This is a genomic window from Streptococcus rifensis, assembly GCF_053203525.1.
The window spans coordinates 14931-30140 of record NZ_JBRUCW010000008.1; the positions used below are offsets into that span (position 1 = coordinate 14931).

Below are 15210 nucleotides of genomic sequence, written 5' to 3' on the forward strand. Positions count from 1 at the left end.
ATTAAATTTCCTTTTTTAAGATAATATTATTCTATTCTACCCTTTTTAGGCAAGTTAGACAAGTTTTAACCACCATTATTGTTTGACTTTGAAATCTTTATAATCGTCAAAATGAGCCATGGTTACATCAAGGTATGAAACGTGTGAAAAGGGAGTTGGTCCCTTTCGAATGTCATGGATGAATTGGCTGATTTTTTCAGGATGATCGGATTGGGCCAATATGGTCACTGTACCATCATCGTTGTTCCAAACTCGGCCGTTGATATCTCCAATTTCAAGAGCTAGAGACAAGACGCCCCAACGAAAGCCAACACCTTGAACACGGCCAGATGCGGTCATTTTTACTTTTTTCATAGGTTCATCCTCCTTTATGATATAATATCCTTATGGAAATTATATCATCTAGGGTTAATAATGCAATCAAAAACGCCAAAAAATTACAGCAAAAGAAATACCGGAAAACCAGCTATCTGATTGAAGGCTGGCATCTTTTTGATGAAGCAATAGCCGCTAATGCCATTATTGAAAAAATCTTTGTCACTCAGGAGCATGCTGACAAAGTGAAGAATTATCCGCAAGCTGTTCAGGTAACTGCAGAACTATTGAAAGATCTTGCAGAGAGCCCCTCGCCTCAAGGTATTGTAGCGGTTGTGACTCTTCCAGAACAGCAGATGCCAGAGCTACTTACAGGGCGCTTCTTAGTTCTTGAAGATGTCCAAGATCCTGGGAATGTCGGGACCATGATTCGGACAGCGGATGCAGTCGGTTTTGATGCGGTCATCGTTTCTGAAAAAACTGCTGATATCTACAATCTCAAAACGCTGAGGTCAATGCAGGGCAGCCATTTTCATCTGCCTATTTATCGAGTGGACACAGCAGAAGCACTGACAAGATTAAAAGCTTGTCAGATCCCGCTTGTGGCGACGACACTCTCTGAGCACTCCATTGATTACCGGGAGGTGCCAAAGACAGAAAGTCTAGCTCTCATTATGGGCAATGAGGGCCAAGGAATCAGTGAGGTAGTGGCACAGGAGGCTGATATATTAGTTCATATCGCAATGCCTGGAAGAGCGGAAAGTCTCAATGTGGCTGTTGCTGCTGGAATCCTCCTATTTCACTTCGTATAGCTGATATTTACTCGTTTTTATCAGGTCAGTCCTGAACCGCCCGATTAGAGATATAGGCTTAAAAATGGTATAATAATGATAAAGATTCTTTTCGGGGAGTTTGCGCAATCGTTGAGCGACCAAAGGAAAGAATCTGTAAGTGAGGTTTTGCCTATGCACTATACACAAGACAAAGAATTTATGGAATACATTGGGCAGCTGATTGAAAATCCCAGAATGAAGCGAATGGATCAGATTGTCCACCATCACCATTCAACGCGCTTAAAACACTCGATCAATGTTGCCTATACCAGTTATAAGATTGCTAAAAAATTTGGCTGGGATGCCAAATCCACAGCACGTGGTGGGCTCATGCATGATATGTTTTATTATGATTGGCGGACGACTAAGTTTAATAAAGGTCACGCTTGGATTCATCCGCGAATTGCCCTGCGGAATGCTCGAAAAATTACAACGGTTAACAAGTTAGAAGAAGATATTATTTTGAAGCACATGTGGGGAGCAACGATTGCCCCACCCCGCTATAAAGAGTCTTATATTGTGACCACAGTAGATAAATACTGGGCTGTCCGAGAAGCGATAACGCCCTATACAGAGGCCTTTAAACATCGTCGTCGCCCACATCTGTTCCACCGTCGTATATTAAAACGTTAAGTTAATTAAAAAGGATGAAAGAATGAACGATACTGCTATTCAGACACAGACTGGACTATCCAGTTTTTATGCTAAGATCTATGGATTTGTAGCCATGGGCATCGGTTTATCAACCTTTGTCAGTGGCTTGATGTTAACCGTTTTTCAAAACCATCTTGTTAACATGATTACAGGTTCTCCTTGGCGCTTGTACTTGATTATCTTTGCTGAGTTAGGCTTAGTGCTCTTTGCCTCAAGGGCTGCGGCTAAGAATAGTCCGATGGCTTTGCCATTGTTTCTCATTTATTCTATGGTGAATGGCTATACGCTTAGTTTCATTATTGCCCGTTATACGCAGACGACAGTTTTTCAGGCACTGTTGAGTGCGACTGTCATGTTTGCTATTATGGCTATTATCGGTGTGACCGTTAAGAAAGATTTGTCAGGGCTTGGTAAGGCTTTGATGGGAGCTCTAATAGGTATTATCATTGCGTCTATTGTCAACATTTTTATCGGTAGTGGGACCATGTCTTACATTATTTCTATCATCACTGTGTTGATTTTTGCAGGATTAATTGCTTGGGATAATCAGCGTATTCGCCAAGTGTATTTTGAGCTAGATGGTCAGGTACCAACTGGTTGGGCAGTCTCATTAGCCTTAAATCTCTATCTGGATTTTATCAACCTCTTTATCCATCTCTTAAACATCCTGTCTCGGAATGATTGATCAAAGAGCACTGAAACAGCCTAACGGCTGTTTCAGATTGAAGACAAAGTCTCTTTTGAAACTTTCCTTAGGTGATAACGGACGGTAGCGACTCCCTTCGGGATTCCAAGCCTAAGTTTTGAGCCTAAGGTCTCCAAACTTCCGAGTACCTGAAACTATTGCGTTTCAGGTACTTTTATCACAGCGGAAAGTTTCGATAATTGCTCGCTTAGCTCGCAAAAGATCATCTCTTTAAAACCTTGCTAGGACTTTGTAATGTCCTGTTGACAGAAAAACTAGGGTTTGTCTACGTTCTCAAACAGCCTAACGGCTGTTTTTTTTGATAATCGTCAGGGTTTTAATTGATTGAAAAATTTGGTAAAATAGCAATTAAGTTTGACGCTTATAATGGCTTTTTAAAAAGAGCTATTCATGATATGAGGAGAAGATATGACAAAAACACCATTTATTACCTTTGAACAGGCTGAAGAGCTGGCAAACCAATTTCCGACTCCTTTCCATCTTTATGATGAAAAAGGGATTCGGGAGAAGGCACGCGCCCTTAACCAGGCCTTTTCATGGAATAAGGGCTTTAAGGAATATTTTGCAGTCAAGGCGACCCCAACACCAGCTATTTTGAAAATCTTTCAAGAAGAAGGCTGCGGGGTGGACTGTTCCAGTTATGTTGAGCTCTTGATGAGCCAGAAGTTGGGCTTTAAGGGTCAGGATATCATGTTTTCTTCCAACAATACGCCAGCGTCTGAATACCAATATGCTGCTGAACTGGGGGGCATTATTAACTTAGATGCTTATGAAGACCTTGCTTTTGTCAAAGAAAGCCTCGGTGGAAAACTCCCTGAGACCATGTCCTGCCGTTTTAATCCTGGTGGTGTTTTTGCCATGGGGACAGATATCATGGACCATCCTGAGGAGTCTAAATTTGGCATGACCAAGGAGCAACTCGTCCAAGCCTTTAAGGAAATGAAGGCCGAAGGGGTGAAACACTTTGGCATTCATTCCTTCCTCGCCTCCAACACAGTGACCAATGATTATTATCCCACACTTGCCAAGCAACTCTTTGAATTAGCTGTTGAGGTGGTCGCTGAGACGGATGTCCATCTGGAATTTATCAACCTCTCCGGTGGGGTTGGGGTAGATTATCGTCCGGAGCAAAGGGCGAATGATATCTTAGCCATTGGTGAGGGTGTTCGTCGTGTTTATGAGGAGGTTTTAACACCAGCTGGTCTCGGTGAGGTCAAACTTTATACAGAGTTGGGACGTTTTATGACCGGGCCCCACGGTTTGATTTTGACCCGTGTCTTGCACCGTAAGGAGACATATCGTACCTATATTGGGGTTGATGCCTCGGCCGTTAACCTCATGCGACCTGCCTTTTACGGAGCTTACCACCACTTGACCAATCTGTCTAGTCAATCGCCCCAAACAGAGGTTGTCGATGTGGTCGGCTCGCTCTGTGAGAATAATGACAAGTTTGCCGTTAATCGGGAGTTGCCAGAGACACAAATTGGAGACCTTCTGGTAATTCATGATACGGGTGCGCATGGATTCTCAATGGGCTACCAGTACAATGCCAAGCTTCGCTCTGCAGAAATCCTCCTACAAGAAGATGGCAGTCCACGTTTGATTCGTCGCGCAGAAACACCAGAGGACTATTTAGCAACTGTGGCTGGATTTGATTTTGACCTGTAAACAATTATTATCTTAAAAGATTCTACAAGCAATTCGCTTGTAGTTTTTTGTTTTAAATAAGTTAGTAAGAAAGACAAAATTATTCCTTAATTATAGCGCTTACTTTTTTGCCAATTAATTTGGAAAAAATATCTACTATTCATTAAAACGTTTTCATATTATACTAGGACATATAGGAAAGGAGAAGATATGAAAGAACGTTCTACTCTGATACTTAATAAGTTACTTGTTTCCAAATTTCCTATCCCCCTAAAACGCTTTGAGTCAGATTTTAATGTCGGCTCTCGCACTATCCGAAATGATATTTCTGCTATTAATGACTTTTTAGCTGAAAGAGACTTTCCTTTAATAGTGTCGAAACGGACTCAAGGATTGAGCTTACAACTGACTGAAGGTCAAGAAAGGCAATTAAAGACGGAGTTAGAGATTGATGAAGCCAATGATTTTTTAAATCGCGAGGAACGTCATCTGGATCTGCTCTTAGATCTGGCATTTGGCGAGGAAAGTGTTTTTCTCAATAAAAAAGAAATGATTTACGGTGTTTCCAAGTCAACCATCGATGAGGATATGCGCCAGCTGAGGCAATTTTTAAAAACATACTCAATCGATGTGGTCAGTCATCCAAAGGACGGTTTATTGTTTGAAGGGAAAGAGTCCTCGATTCGTGTCATGCTTTTTACGATAGTGAGTCAGGAGTTGGCTAAGTCTCACAATCATTTAGAAGGCATCAAATCAAAAATCATCAATCGGTATATTCCAGAAGAATTATTGCAAAAGCTTGAAGCTATCTTTGATTTGACTATTTCAGATCGAGAAGACAGCCTCTATCGGACTTATTTTAATTTGTTTACTGCTATTTGGATTTTGAGATTAACCTTTGGGCATTATACTAATGAAAGTCAAGATGAGGAAGGGGACTTCCATCTTCCTGAGCCGCTGACCCACTATTTGAAACGGGTCAGGCAAGTCTTTCCTTTTCCAGTTTCTAAAGTTGAAAAGAACTATATTGCCTTTATTCTCAAAACCTTTAATATGCAGGTAACCGATAACCCTAGTAATTGGTTACAACTACAAATGTTAGTCATTCAGCTGATTCATTTTGTCGAAGAAAAAACCAAGATACCCTTTAATCAAAAAGAAGCCCAACTGCAAAAAGGATTATACCATCACATGATTGGTATGGTGGCTAGGGTCGAAAATGGTATTCAGCTAACCAACCCCTTGACGGATCGGATTAAACATAGCTATGATACCATTTATTTGGCTGTTAAGTCTTTCTCGGAACGCCTAAGTAAACTCTTTAAAAATGAGATTATTGATGATGAAATTGCTTTTCTGACCATTCATTTTTCGACAGCTTTAAGTGAAATTAATCAGGCCAGTCGTGGGGCCTTTCGAGCAGTTGTAGTTTGTAATCAAGGGGTAGCGACAGGAAAGTTGTTAGCTGAGAATTTAAAGGAGTTTTTCAACATTGACATTTTAGCTATTTTAAATTCCCGAGAAATTGATGTTATCCAGAAATTGGATGTGGACCTTGTATTTTCGACTATTGAAATGGATTATCGTGCTAAGCCCCTTTTGGTATTAGACTCGATTATCCAAGAAGATACAAAGCAGCGAATTCAGCAATTTTTAAATCTCCACCAAGATAAGCAAACGATAATTACCAAAAATACTGATTTCACGCAACTTTTTATGGATATTCTAAGGGTTATGGAAGAAGGTCAGACGGTCGATCAGAACACATACAAGCATATAGAAGAGTTATTTCAAAGAAATCATTTAAAGATTAATAAGAGAGAGGTTCAACCTATGATTGAAGATATTTTGACAGATGATAAAATTCTCATTTGTCAGGACAAAACCCAGTGGCGGGACGCTATTAAGTTTGTCGCCAAACCATTGAAAGAGCAGGGGATTATCAGCTCAGACTATATAGATGCCATGATTAAGAGTGTTGAGGAATATGGTCCGTACATAGTTATAGCTCCTGGTCTAGCCTTGGCTCACGCTAGGCCTGATGATGGCGCTAAGCAGTTAGGTTTGAGTTTAGCTATTTTTGAAGAACCTGTCTTATTTGAGGATGAGGACCAAGAAGATAAGTCTGTTCAAGTTGTCTTTTGCCTTTCAGCAATCGATGCCTTTTCGCACCTCAATGTGATGAAAAGCCTCGTTAATCTCATGCGTGATACTGATAAGATTGAACAGCTCTCTCAGGCGCGAGATATTGCAACCGTTAAACACATTTTATTCCACAAAAAGGAGGAAAACTAATGGGGAAAAAATTGGATATTTTATTTGTCTGCGGAGCAGGTCTTGGAAGTAGCTTTGCGGCTCAAATGGCAGCAGAGGATGTGTTAAATAAATACAACATTGACGCCAAATTAGACCACGTGGATATTTCAACAGCAGCATCTGTTCAGCCGGATATTATCATTACCGCTCAGAATTTCCAGAAGCAATTTGCAACATTTTCGATAGACGAAAGCAAAACAGCCGTCATTTATCTTAAAAACATTGTTTCTTCATCTGAAATTGAAGAAAAGTTAATCCCGGTTTTAAAAGAAAAGCAACTATTATAAAAGGAGATTAAAAAATGGGAATTGTTAATTTTATAATTAATAACATTTTAACGCAAGCAGCTATTACCATAGCTCTCATTGCCATGTTAGGTTTAATCCTGCAGAAAAAATCCTTTGGACAGGTCATTTCTGGAACCTTAAAAACACTTCTTGGGTTCCAAGTTCTTAGTGCTGGATCAGGAATTATCGTTGGTAGTTTGACGTATTTTGGTGAGATTTTCCAAAAAGGGTTCCATACGCAAGGGATTGTTCCATCGATTGAAGCCATTAATGGACAGGCTATGAACGACTTAGGCTTAGGGAGCGATATTGCCCTAACTTTCTTAGCTATCTTTATCTTTAACGTCATCTTTGCTCGCTTTACAAAATGGAAGTATATCTTCTTGACTGGTCAAGCTATTCTCTGGATGGCGACAATGACGACTGTTTTTGGTTATTTTGCCGGTCTTAGAGGCCTTGTTCTCATTTTAGTTGGTGGAATTGTTGGTGGTGCTTTTGCGGTTGCTATGCCAGCAATTGCACAGCCGATTATTCGCAAAGTAACAGGGTCAAATGATATTGCTCTTGGACATTTCTGTACGATTGGTTATTTGTTTGAAGCCGGAGTTGCTAAACTTTTTGGCGAAAGAGGCGAAAACAAGCGCTCCATTGAAGATATTGAATTACCAAAGGCTTTTGACTTCCTTCAAGACACTTATTTATCTGTCATGGTGGTTATGGTGCCACTTTATATCATTACGGCTCTCTTTGCAGGCCCAGATGCTGTGGACACAGGGAATCAACAATATGTCATGTATGCCTTCATGCAATCCATTCAATTTGTCGTTGGTGTCTACGTTCTACTAGCAGGAGTTCGCTTGCTCTTGGCTGAAATAGTTCCGGCCTTCCGTGGTGTTGCGATGAAACTAGTACCAGATGCTGTCCCTGCCTTGGACTGTCCGGTCTTTTTCCCTTACTCTCCTAATGCGGTTATTCTTGGCTTTATCACAACGACTATCGGGACTGTTATTGCAATGATTACTCTTCCGTTCTTTGGACTAGCAACCATTTTACCAGGAATGTTAACTAATTTCTTTGCAGGTGGGACTGCCGGTATCTTTGGTAATGCGGTAGGAGGCCGACGTGGGGCTATCATCGGTGGTATCGCTCACGGCTTCTTTATCACCCTCTTACCTGCCTTGCTTGTTGCAGCCTTTAATCAATTAGGTTTTGTAAATGCAACAGCAACGGATGTTGATACAGTCGTCGCAGCTCTACTATATGCCTGGATTTTGAGTCCAATCTTCAAAGTAATGGGTGTTTAACCTTGTGAGAAAGGAGGAAAGTCGATGTTTTCATTCTTTAAAAAGAAAGAAAAGGCGCCTGTTTCTGAACCTGAAAAACCAAATTTGACAGAGGATGACCGCCAAGAGTTATTGGCTAAGATTGAAGCTGAAAAAGCGTCGCAAGCCTCGTTAAATTCTGCAGAAGATTTGGCTAAATCTTACGAGAAAATTGGGTTATGGCAAGCAGAATTAGAGGAAATTGATGCTGCTATTGCTTCTCTGGAGGCAAGTCTTGAAAAACACTTGTCAATGGGAGAGGGCTATAAAAAGTTGATGAGCCTTTATAATCAGAAGCGTGCTCAAGCAGCCAAAGACAAGGACAATGACGGTATCGATTACTACATGTCCAAAATGGATGAGATGCGAAACATTGCCAAGAAATTAACATTGTCAAGGTAAGGAGTTGATTAGATGTATAAAACCATGAAAGAGGTTACTGATATTGCTGAAAAACTGAACATGACTATTGGTGCCTTTAATATGCATAATTTGGAAATGCTGCCAGATATGATTCGAGCTGCCGAGGAGGTAGGGGCCCCCATTATCATTCAAACCAGCATTGATACGGCTAAATATATTGGCTACTCAGTAGTCGTAGCAGTGGTTAAAGCGTTAGCCAATAATAGTTTGGTGGATGTGGCACTTCATCTAGACCATGCAAGAGACTTTGAGGCGATTAAAGATGCTATAGCAGCTGGATATTCAAGTATTATGTTTGACGGCTCTAATCTGCCCTTTAAAGAAAATATTGAGAAAACACGCCTAGTAGCAGAGTATGCTCATGCAAGAGGAGTTTCTGTTGAGGGTGAACTAGGAACCATCGGAGGGACAGAAGAAGGGATTTCGGTGGCTGAAAATGATAAAGTTTATACGAGACCAGACGATGCTGTCATCTTTGTTAACGAAACAGGGGTTGATGCCCTTGCAGTTGGTATTGGAACCAATCATGGTCAATTTAAGTCCAAAACGGATGTTCAAGTTCCTCTTTTAAAAGAAATTCATAGAGTGGTTGACGTTCCTCTAGTGATTCATGGAGGAACTGGTGTCAAAGAAGAAGACTATCCGGAATTAATCAATAATGGCATTCGCAAGTTCAATGTTGGAACAGAATTGCTGGTTAATTGGACACAGGAAGCTAAGGACGCTTTTGCTGAAACGGCAGTCAATAAGTCCCTTCGCCATAATATTATCCCTGCCAATCAAAAGGTTAAGGAGATTGTGAAACATAAAATGACTCTTTTTATGAACAGCAATAGTCCTCTTAATGTGAGCTAAGACTATGAAAAAATATTTGATCTTATTAGCAGGTCCTCCAGCGACAGGAAAGAGCCATTTAGTTAACTTAATCAAAGAAGTTCTTCCGAAAATCTATGCGGTATCTCCCGATGAATTCAAGGAAGATATGGCTGAAAGCGTAGGATTTGATAATCTGCAAGAAAAGGCCGTCCTAGAGGAAAAGGTTTGGCAGTATTACTATCAAGCCTTAGACCTCTACATGGCTGTTGGAAAACCCTTCGTTTTGACAGAGTATCCCTTCTCTTTTAAACAAAAGGATCGATTGCAGAGTTTGGCAGAAAAGCATTCTTATGAAATCATCACCATTCGATTAACAACTGATTTTGAAGTGCTCTGGCAGCGCCGTCGTCAGCGTGATCTTGATAAAAGCAGGCATTTGAGTTTTATCATGACGCATTTTCATCATGGCGATGAACTCGAGAATCGCCAGTTGGCAGATAATCATATCACTAAGGAAGCATTTTACCAGATTATTGAAGATCGTAGGTACAATGATTTCTCTCTTGGTAAACTTTATGAACTTGATGTGACTGATTTTTCAAAAGTTGATTACAGTTCCCTTTTAAACGATTTAAAAGCATTAACGTTTTGAGTTTAGAACGGGAGTGGGACAAAAATCGGTAACCGAATAGGTTCGATTTTGTCGTCCCACCCCCGCACAGTTGAGTAGGGCTGTAAAAGCTGATGAAATCAGCGAATTACAGGCCACTCAACCACTGCGTCTTGTTTAACTGATAATAAATTATTAAGAGGCTAGAACTTTTGTCCCAGCCTCTTTAAAATGAGTCCCTCTGATTCATACTATATATTGATGGACACTGTTAATTTCTTGAAATTTGCTGTCAAAAGGTCTACAATGGGAAAAAAGCTTGAGGAGGTTTTGAGATGAGTATGCTTTTATCTCCTGCAACTGTCGCAGGGTTAGACTTGAAAAATCGTGTGGTAATGGCACCGATGTGCATGTATGAGGTTCATGAGGAAGATGGTATTGCAACTCCCTTTCATTTTGCGCATTACGGAGCTAGAGCGATTGCTAACGTTGCCTTAATTATCCAAGAGGCAACAGCAGTCAGCCCAGAAGGACGCTTGTCTAATCGAGATTTAGGGATTTGGAATGACCAGCAATTGGAACGTTTAACAGATTTGGTTGATCAGCTCCATTTTCTAGGCAGTAAAGTTGGCATTCAGCTCGTGCATGCTGGGCGAAAGGCTAAGGATGTTGCAACTCCTTTGGCACCATCAGCACTGGCGTTTAATCAAGACTATGGGCAACCGGAAGCCCTGTCGCTAGCAGGTATTAGTGAAATAAAGGAGGCTTTTGTAGCAGCAGCTGCTAGGGCCCAACGAGCAGGTTATGATATGATTGAGCTTCATGGAGCGCATGGTTACCTGATTAACCAGTTTTTATCGCCACTGACTAATCAGAGAACTGACCAATATGGTGGGAACTTGGAGAACCGTTTTCGCCTACTCAAAGAAATCATAGAAGGGGTTAAAACCGTCTTTACGGGTCCGATTTGGGTTAGGCTATCGGTCAAGGATTACAGTCCTGGGGAGACGACGATGACAGAGTGGCAAGAGGTTGCTAGCTGGTTAGAAACTTTGGGTGTTAGTTGCATTGATATTTCTACGGGAGGAGTGATCGATGCTAGCCCAGATATCCCAGTTTATCAGGGTTATCAGGTCCCCTTTGCGACTAACATTAAACAAGTTGTAAGTGATGCTGCGGTTGCTGCGGTTGGGCTCCTTGATAACCCAGGACTTTGTGAGCATATTTTGCAGACTGGACAAGCTGATCTTATCATGCAGGGGCGGGCCCTGATTCGCAATGTCAATTGGTTGGCAGATGCTGCTGAAATCCTTCATGATAAAGATTACCAGCCCTACAATCACTCTTATATGAGAGGTCAGGTTCGCTAGCCTTAAACTGCCTGTGAAAATTTAAGGAAACAGCTTCTAGGACTTTCTTAATTTGCCTCTTTTTGGTATAATGAAAAGGATTAAAACTTAGGAGTGATTTTAGATGAATACTGGTTTAGCGATTTTATTGATTGTCCTTGCTTTGGCAGGTGGTACATTTTTAGGGGCCTTTTTGGTTCGTAAGCAAGTTGAAAAAGACTTTGCTGAAAATCCTCGTCTCACTGTCGATGCAGTGCGGGCTATGATGTCTTCAATGGGGCAAAAGCCTAACGAAGCCAAGGTGCAACAAGTTTACCGTCAAATCAAAGCGGCTCAAAAAGACGCTATCAAGAAAAAATAAGGATATGAGAAGGGACTGGGTTTTGCCCAGTCTCTTTTGGAGATTAAGCATGGACAATAGACCGATTGGTTTTTTAGATTCGGGTGTCGGAGGCCTCACAGTCGTCCGTGAATTCATGCGCCAATTGCCTCATGAGCGTGTTGTTTTTGTGGGAGATCAAGCAAGAGCGCCCTATGGACCGAGACCTGCTGAACAAATTCGGGACTACACCTGGGAAATGGTGCGTTTCCTCCTGACAAAAGATGTTAAGATGATTGTCTTAGCCTGCAATACGGCGACCTCTGTTGTTTGGGAAGAAATTAAAGCTAAACTAGATATTCCTGTCCTTGGAGTGATTCTACCCGGCGCTTCGGCAGCGATCAAATCAACAAAATCTGGTAAAGTTGGCGTGCTAGGTACCCAGATGACTATTACATCAGATATTTACCGTCAAAAAATTCAGGCGCTGTCACCTGAAACTGAGGTGACGAGTCTGGTTTGTCCTAGATTTGTGCCATTAGTCGAATCTAATGAAATGCATTCGAGTCTAGCAAAGAAAGTGGTCTACGAGACCCTCAAGCCTCTCAAGGGACAGGTGGATACCTTGGTTTTGGGATGTACACACTATCCCTTGCTACGCCCTATTATCCAAAACGCTATGGGGCCTCAAGTCAAGTTAATCGATAGCGGTGCTGAAACAGCTCGGGATATTTCAGTATTGCTTAATTATTTTGAAATCAATGCGGCGCGGGATGCTATCAAAACAAATCATCAGTTTTACACAACGGCCAGTCCAGATGCCTTTCAGGCAATCGCAGAAAGTTGGCTAGGTCAGAGGATAGAAGTGGAGCATGTTGAACTATGAGTCAAAAAATTTATGAATATAAAGACGAACATAATTGGTTTATAGGAGAATGGTCGCCCTATGAGGCTTCTATCTACTATCAGACTGTCCCTTTAAAGGAAGTTTCAATACTTGAAGACAGTCTGCGCTCTTTTCTGAACAAACTAGGTGAAAGGACTGGCGGACCAACATTGACTGTTATTCGTTATCAATCTGCAAATCTATTTTTAAATTTTGTGATTGATATGATAAATTCGGAACTGGGGCGAGAATTAAAAGCTAGTCAATTTAGAGGCGCTTTCTTAATATCTGAGCAGGATAAATTACACGGTATTCACATTCCCAAAGAGGGACTCAGTCTGTCTGCATTTTTGGGGAAAGACGATTCTCTTGGTGACAGCATTTTAGTCGCAACACGAAATGAAGGCAAGACTAAGGAGTTTCAGGAATTCTTCGCTAAGCTAGGCTATGGTGTGCAAAACCTTAATGATTTCCCAGAGCTGCCTGAAGTCGAAGAAACAGGCACAACCTTTGAAGAAAATGCCCGCTTAAAGGCGGAGACGATAGCGGAGTTGACAGGAAAGATTGTCCTTGCGGACGATTCGGGCTTGAAGGTGGATGCTCTGGGTGGTTTGCCAGGGGTGTGGTCGGCTCGTTTTTCAGGGCCAGATGCGACGGATGCCAAAAACAATCAGAAGCTATTGCATGAACTGTCCGTCGTCTTTGATCAAAAAGATCGTAGTGCACAGTTTCATTGCACGCTTGTTTTGGCAAAACCAGGGAAAGAGAGTTTAGTGGTCGAAGCAGACTGGCCAGGCTTTATTGCCTTTGACAGTCAAGGAGAGTATGGCTTTGGTTATGACCCCCTCTTTATCGTGGAAAGTTCTGGAAAGCGGGCGGCAGAATTGACCACTGAAGAGAAAAACACACAGTCTCACCGTGCCCTAGCACTGAAAAAACTCATGGAGGTCTTTCCAACATGGCAACACGATTGATCATTATGAGTGATTCTCACGGTGACCGTACTATCGTAGAAGAAATCAAAAAGCGCTATCAGGGCCAAGTGGATGCTATTTTTCACAATGGGGACTCTGAACTAGAAGCTAATGATGACCTTTGGAATGGCATTTATGTGGTCAAAGGCAATTGTGATTGGGCAGCCTTCCCAGAAAGGGTCACCCTTGATATTGCAGGGCTACGAATAGCTCAGACGCATGGCCATCTCTATGGTATAAACTATGGGTGGACCAGACTGGATTATTGGGCAGAAGAAGTAGAAGCAGCTATTTGCCTCTATGGTCACCTTCATATACCGGCAGCTGATATGCGCGAAGGGCGTCTCTTTATTAATCCTGGCTCAATCAGCCAGCCCAGAGGGATGATTCAAGAAAAACTGTATGCTCAACTGGATATTTACCCAGATCATTACCACATTGAATTTTTGGATCGCAATCACCAAACCTACCCAGCTTTAACAAGGGATTTGAAACGATGATAAATGCACATTTTAAAGAATTTTTACGGTCACAAGAGGAAACTTTTTTAACCCCAGCGGAAAATCTAGCCGTCCTCATTGATACCCATAACATGGATCATGCCAAGCTGGTCTTAACCCATATGGCTTATTCTCGCGTCCCTGTTGTGACAAAAGAAGGTAAATTTGTGGGGACAATTGGCTTGACAGAGATTATTCGCCATCAGCTGGAAAATGAATTGTCTGATGAAGACCTCAACCAAGATATCGGATCAATTGTTAAGACAGATGTTCTTTTTGTCAGTGATTTTTACAGTTTGACTCAGGTCATGCATGATTTGATTGATGAATCCTTTCTCCCTGTGGTTGATAAGGACGGTTTCTTCAAAGGCATTATCACGCGAAAGGCTATCTTAAAGGCTATCAATAGTATGTTGCATGAGTTTTCTGATAGCTATGATATCGAGGAAAAGCATGACCGCCATTGACGATTTTTTGAATCAAAAGGACTTATCTCACAATTCAGAAATGGCTTATCGCTATGATTTGGAGCAGTTCAGACAAGTTGTTGAAGGAAATATTGAAGCTGGAACCTTAAGGCATTACCAGCAGTTTTTGGGAGGTTTGAAATCAACAGCTCAAAAACGGAAATTATCGGCAGTCAATCAATTCCTGTATTTCCTCTATGAGACCGGACAGTTAAAACAGTACCATAAATTGAGTTTATCCGTTACAACGCGAATGGATCAAGTCATTCACAAGTCGAAACCAAAACTGATGGATTTGTCCATCTTATGGCAAGAAACAGCCTACGCTACTGGCCAACTTTTGGCACTGTTGATATGGCAACTGGGTCTACTGCCTAGTGAGATTCTTCAACTCAAGGCCACTGATTTAGAGTTAGACTTTAAGGTTATAACGGTTCGTCGTGGCTCGGATAAGCGTGTTTTGAAATTACCTAACCAGCTTCTCCCGTTTCTCAATAACCTCCCTAAGGAAGGTTTACTGTTTGCAAAGAATGAGCGCCCTTACTCTAGGCAATGGTTTTCTAATCAGTTGAACCTTTATTTAAAAATGCTTGGTTTAACTGAGCTGACTGCGCAAAAATTACGAGAACAATACATTTTAGAACAATTAGAGCGTGGGTTAAGTCTTGAACAAGTCGCTAAAACCCTAGGTTTAAAATCAACAGTCACACTGGAAAAATATTGGAAGTAATCCGTAAGCCAGCTGAGGAAAGTCTCTTATCCTCATAGCCTTTAAGAATTTTTTCA

Annotated in this window: 18 protein-coding genes; 17 read left to right on the forward strand and 1 reads right to left on the reverse strand. The window is 41.5% G+C overall.

Annotated elements, in window-relative coordinates; genetic code table 11:
* Positions 1–75 precede the first annotated feature (75 nt).
* Positions 76–354, reverse strand: coding sequence for an acylphosphatase (locus ACVRYP_RS05935; RefSeq protein ID WP_447467824.1), 279 nt, complete (start codon positions 352–354; stop codon positions 76–78).
* Positions 355–386: 32 nt separating this feature from the next.
* Here ACVRYP_RS05935 and ACVRYP_RS05940 point away from each other — a divergent pair, with 32 nt between their 5' ends.
* The 17 genes from ACVRYP_RS05940 to xerD all read left to right on the forward strand — a co-directional run bounded on the left by ACVRYP_RS05940 (position 387) and on the right by xerD (position 15154).
* Positions 387–1127 (forward strand): TrmH family RNA methyltransferase, encoded by a 741-nt coding sequence (locus ACVRYP_RS05940; protein ID WP_447467825.1) that lies wholly within the window; start codon positions 387–389, stop codon positions 1125–1127.
* Positions 1128–1280: 153 nt separating this feature from the next.
* Entirely contained in the window at positions 1281–1781 is a 501-nt protein-coding gene (locus ACVRYP_RS05945; RefSeq protein ID WP_447467826.1) for an HD domain-containing protein, read from the forward strand.
* 22 nt (positions 1782–1803) lie between these two features.
* Positions 1804–2487, forward strand: a complete 684-nt coding sequence (locus ACVRYP_RS05950; RefSeq protein WP_447467827.1) for a Bax inhibitor-1/YccA family protein — start codon at positions 1804–1806, stop codon at positions 2485–2487.
* Positions 2488–2916: 429 nt separating this feature from the next.
* On the forward strand, positions 2917–4176 hold the full coding sequence (locus ACVRYP_RS05955; protein ID WP_447467828.1) for a diaminopimelate decarboxylase: 1260 nt from the start codon (positions 2917–2919) through the stop codon (positions 4174–4176).
* A gap of 189 nt (positions 4177–4365) precedes the next feature.
* A complete protein-coding gene (locus ACVRYP_RS05960; protein ID WP_447467829.1) occupies positions 4366–6450 on the forward strand; it encodes a BglG family transcription antiterminator in 2085 nt (694 codons plus the stop codon).
* Complete coding sequence (locus tag ACVRYP_RS05965; protein WP_447467830.1) at positions 6450–6758, forward strand: PTS sugar transporter subunit IIB; 309 nt, start codon at positions 6450–6452, stop codon at positions 6756–6758. The genes ACVRYP_RS05960 and ACVRYP_RS05965 overlap by 1 nt, the downstream gene beginning before the upstream one ends.
* 14 nt (positions 6759–6772) lie before the next feature.
* Entirely contained in the window at positions 6773–8062 is a 1290-nt protein-coding gene (locus tag ACVRYP_RS05970; RefSeq protein ID WP_447467831.1) for a PTS sugar transporter subunit IIC, read from the forward strand.
* Positions 8063–8086: 24 nt separating this feature from the next.
* Positions 8087–8482: a tetratricopeptide repeat protein gene (locus ACVRYP_RS05975; RefSeq protein ID WP_447467832.1), complete on the forward strand. Its 396-nt coding sequence runs from the start codon at positions 8087–8089 to the stop codon at positions 8480–8482.
* Positions 8483–8494: 12 nt separating this feature from the next.
* Entirely contained in the window at positions 8495–9358 is an 864-nt protein-coding gene (locus ACVRYP_RS05980) for a class II fructose-bisphosphate aldolase (RefSeq protein WP_447467833.1), read from the forward strand.
* A 4-nt stretch (positions 9359–9362) separates the two neighbouring features.
* Entirely contained in the window at positions 9363–9971 is a 609-nt protein-coding gene (locus ACVRYP_RS05985; RefSeq protein WP_447467834.1) for an AAA family ATPase, read from the forward strand.
* Between the two features lie 293 nt (positions 9972–10264).
* Positions 10265–11299 (forward strand): oxidoreductase, encoded by a 1035-nt coding sequence (locus ACVRYP_RS05990; RefSeq protein WP_447467835.1) that lies wholly within the window; start codon positions 10265–10267, stop codon positions 11297–11299.
* A gap of 103 nt (positions 11300–11402) precedes the next feature.
* The gene (locus ACVRYP_RS05995; RefSeq protein ID WP_307121458.1) at positions 11403–11639 is read left to right on the forward strand and encodes a YneF family protein; all 237 of its coding nucleotides are present in this window, start codon (positions 11403–11405) and stop codon (positions 11637–11639) included.
* A 49-nt stretch (positions 11640–11688) separates the two neighbouring features.
* The gene (gene racE, locus ACVRYP_RS06000; protein ID WP_447467836.1) at positions 11689–12483 is read left to right on the forward strand and encodes a glutamate racemase; all 795 of its coding nucleotides are present in this window, start codon (positions 11689–11691) and stop codon (positions 12481–12483) included.
* Entirely contained in the window at positions 12480–13457 is a 978-nt protein-coding gene (locus ACVRYP_RS06005) for a nucleoside-triphosphate diphosphatase (RefSeq protein ID WP_447467837.1), read from the forward strand. Before racE ends, ACVRYP_RS06005 begins: the two co-directional genes overlap by 4 nt.
* Positions 13442–13957: a metallophosphoesterase gene (locus tag ACVRYP_RS06010; RefSeq protein ID WP_447467838.1), complete on the forward strand. Its 516-nt coding sequence runs from the start codon at positions 13442–13444 to the stop codon at positions 13955–13957. Before ACVRYP_RS06005 ends, ACVRYP_RS06010 begins: the two co-directional genes overlap by 16 nt.
* A complete protein-coding gene (cbpB, locus tag ACVRYP_RS06015) occupies positions 13954–14424 on the forward strand; it encodes a cyclic-di-AMP-binding protein CbpB (protein ID WP_447467839.1) in 471 nt (156 codons plus the stop codon). Before ACVRYP_RS06010 ends, cbpB begins: the two co-directional genes overlap by 4 nt.
* Complete coding sequence (gene xerD / locus ACVRYP_RS06020; protein WP_447467840.1) at positions 14411–15154, forward strand: site-specific tyrosine recombinase XerD; 744 nt, start codon at positions 14411–14413, stop codon at positions 15152–15154. The genes cbpB and xerD overlap by 14 nt, the downstream gene beginning before the upstream one ends.
* The last annotated feature ends 56 nt before the right edge of the window (positions 15155–15210 follow it).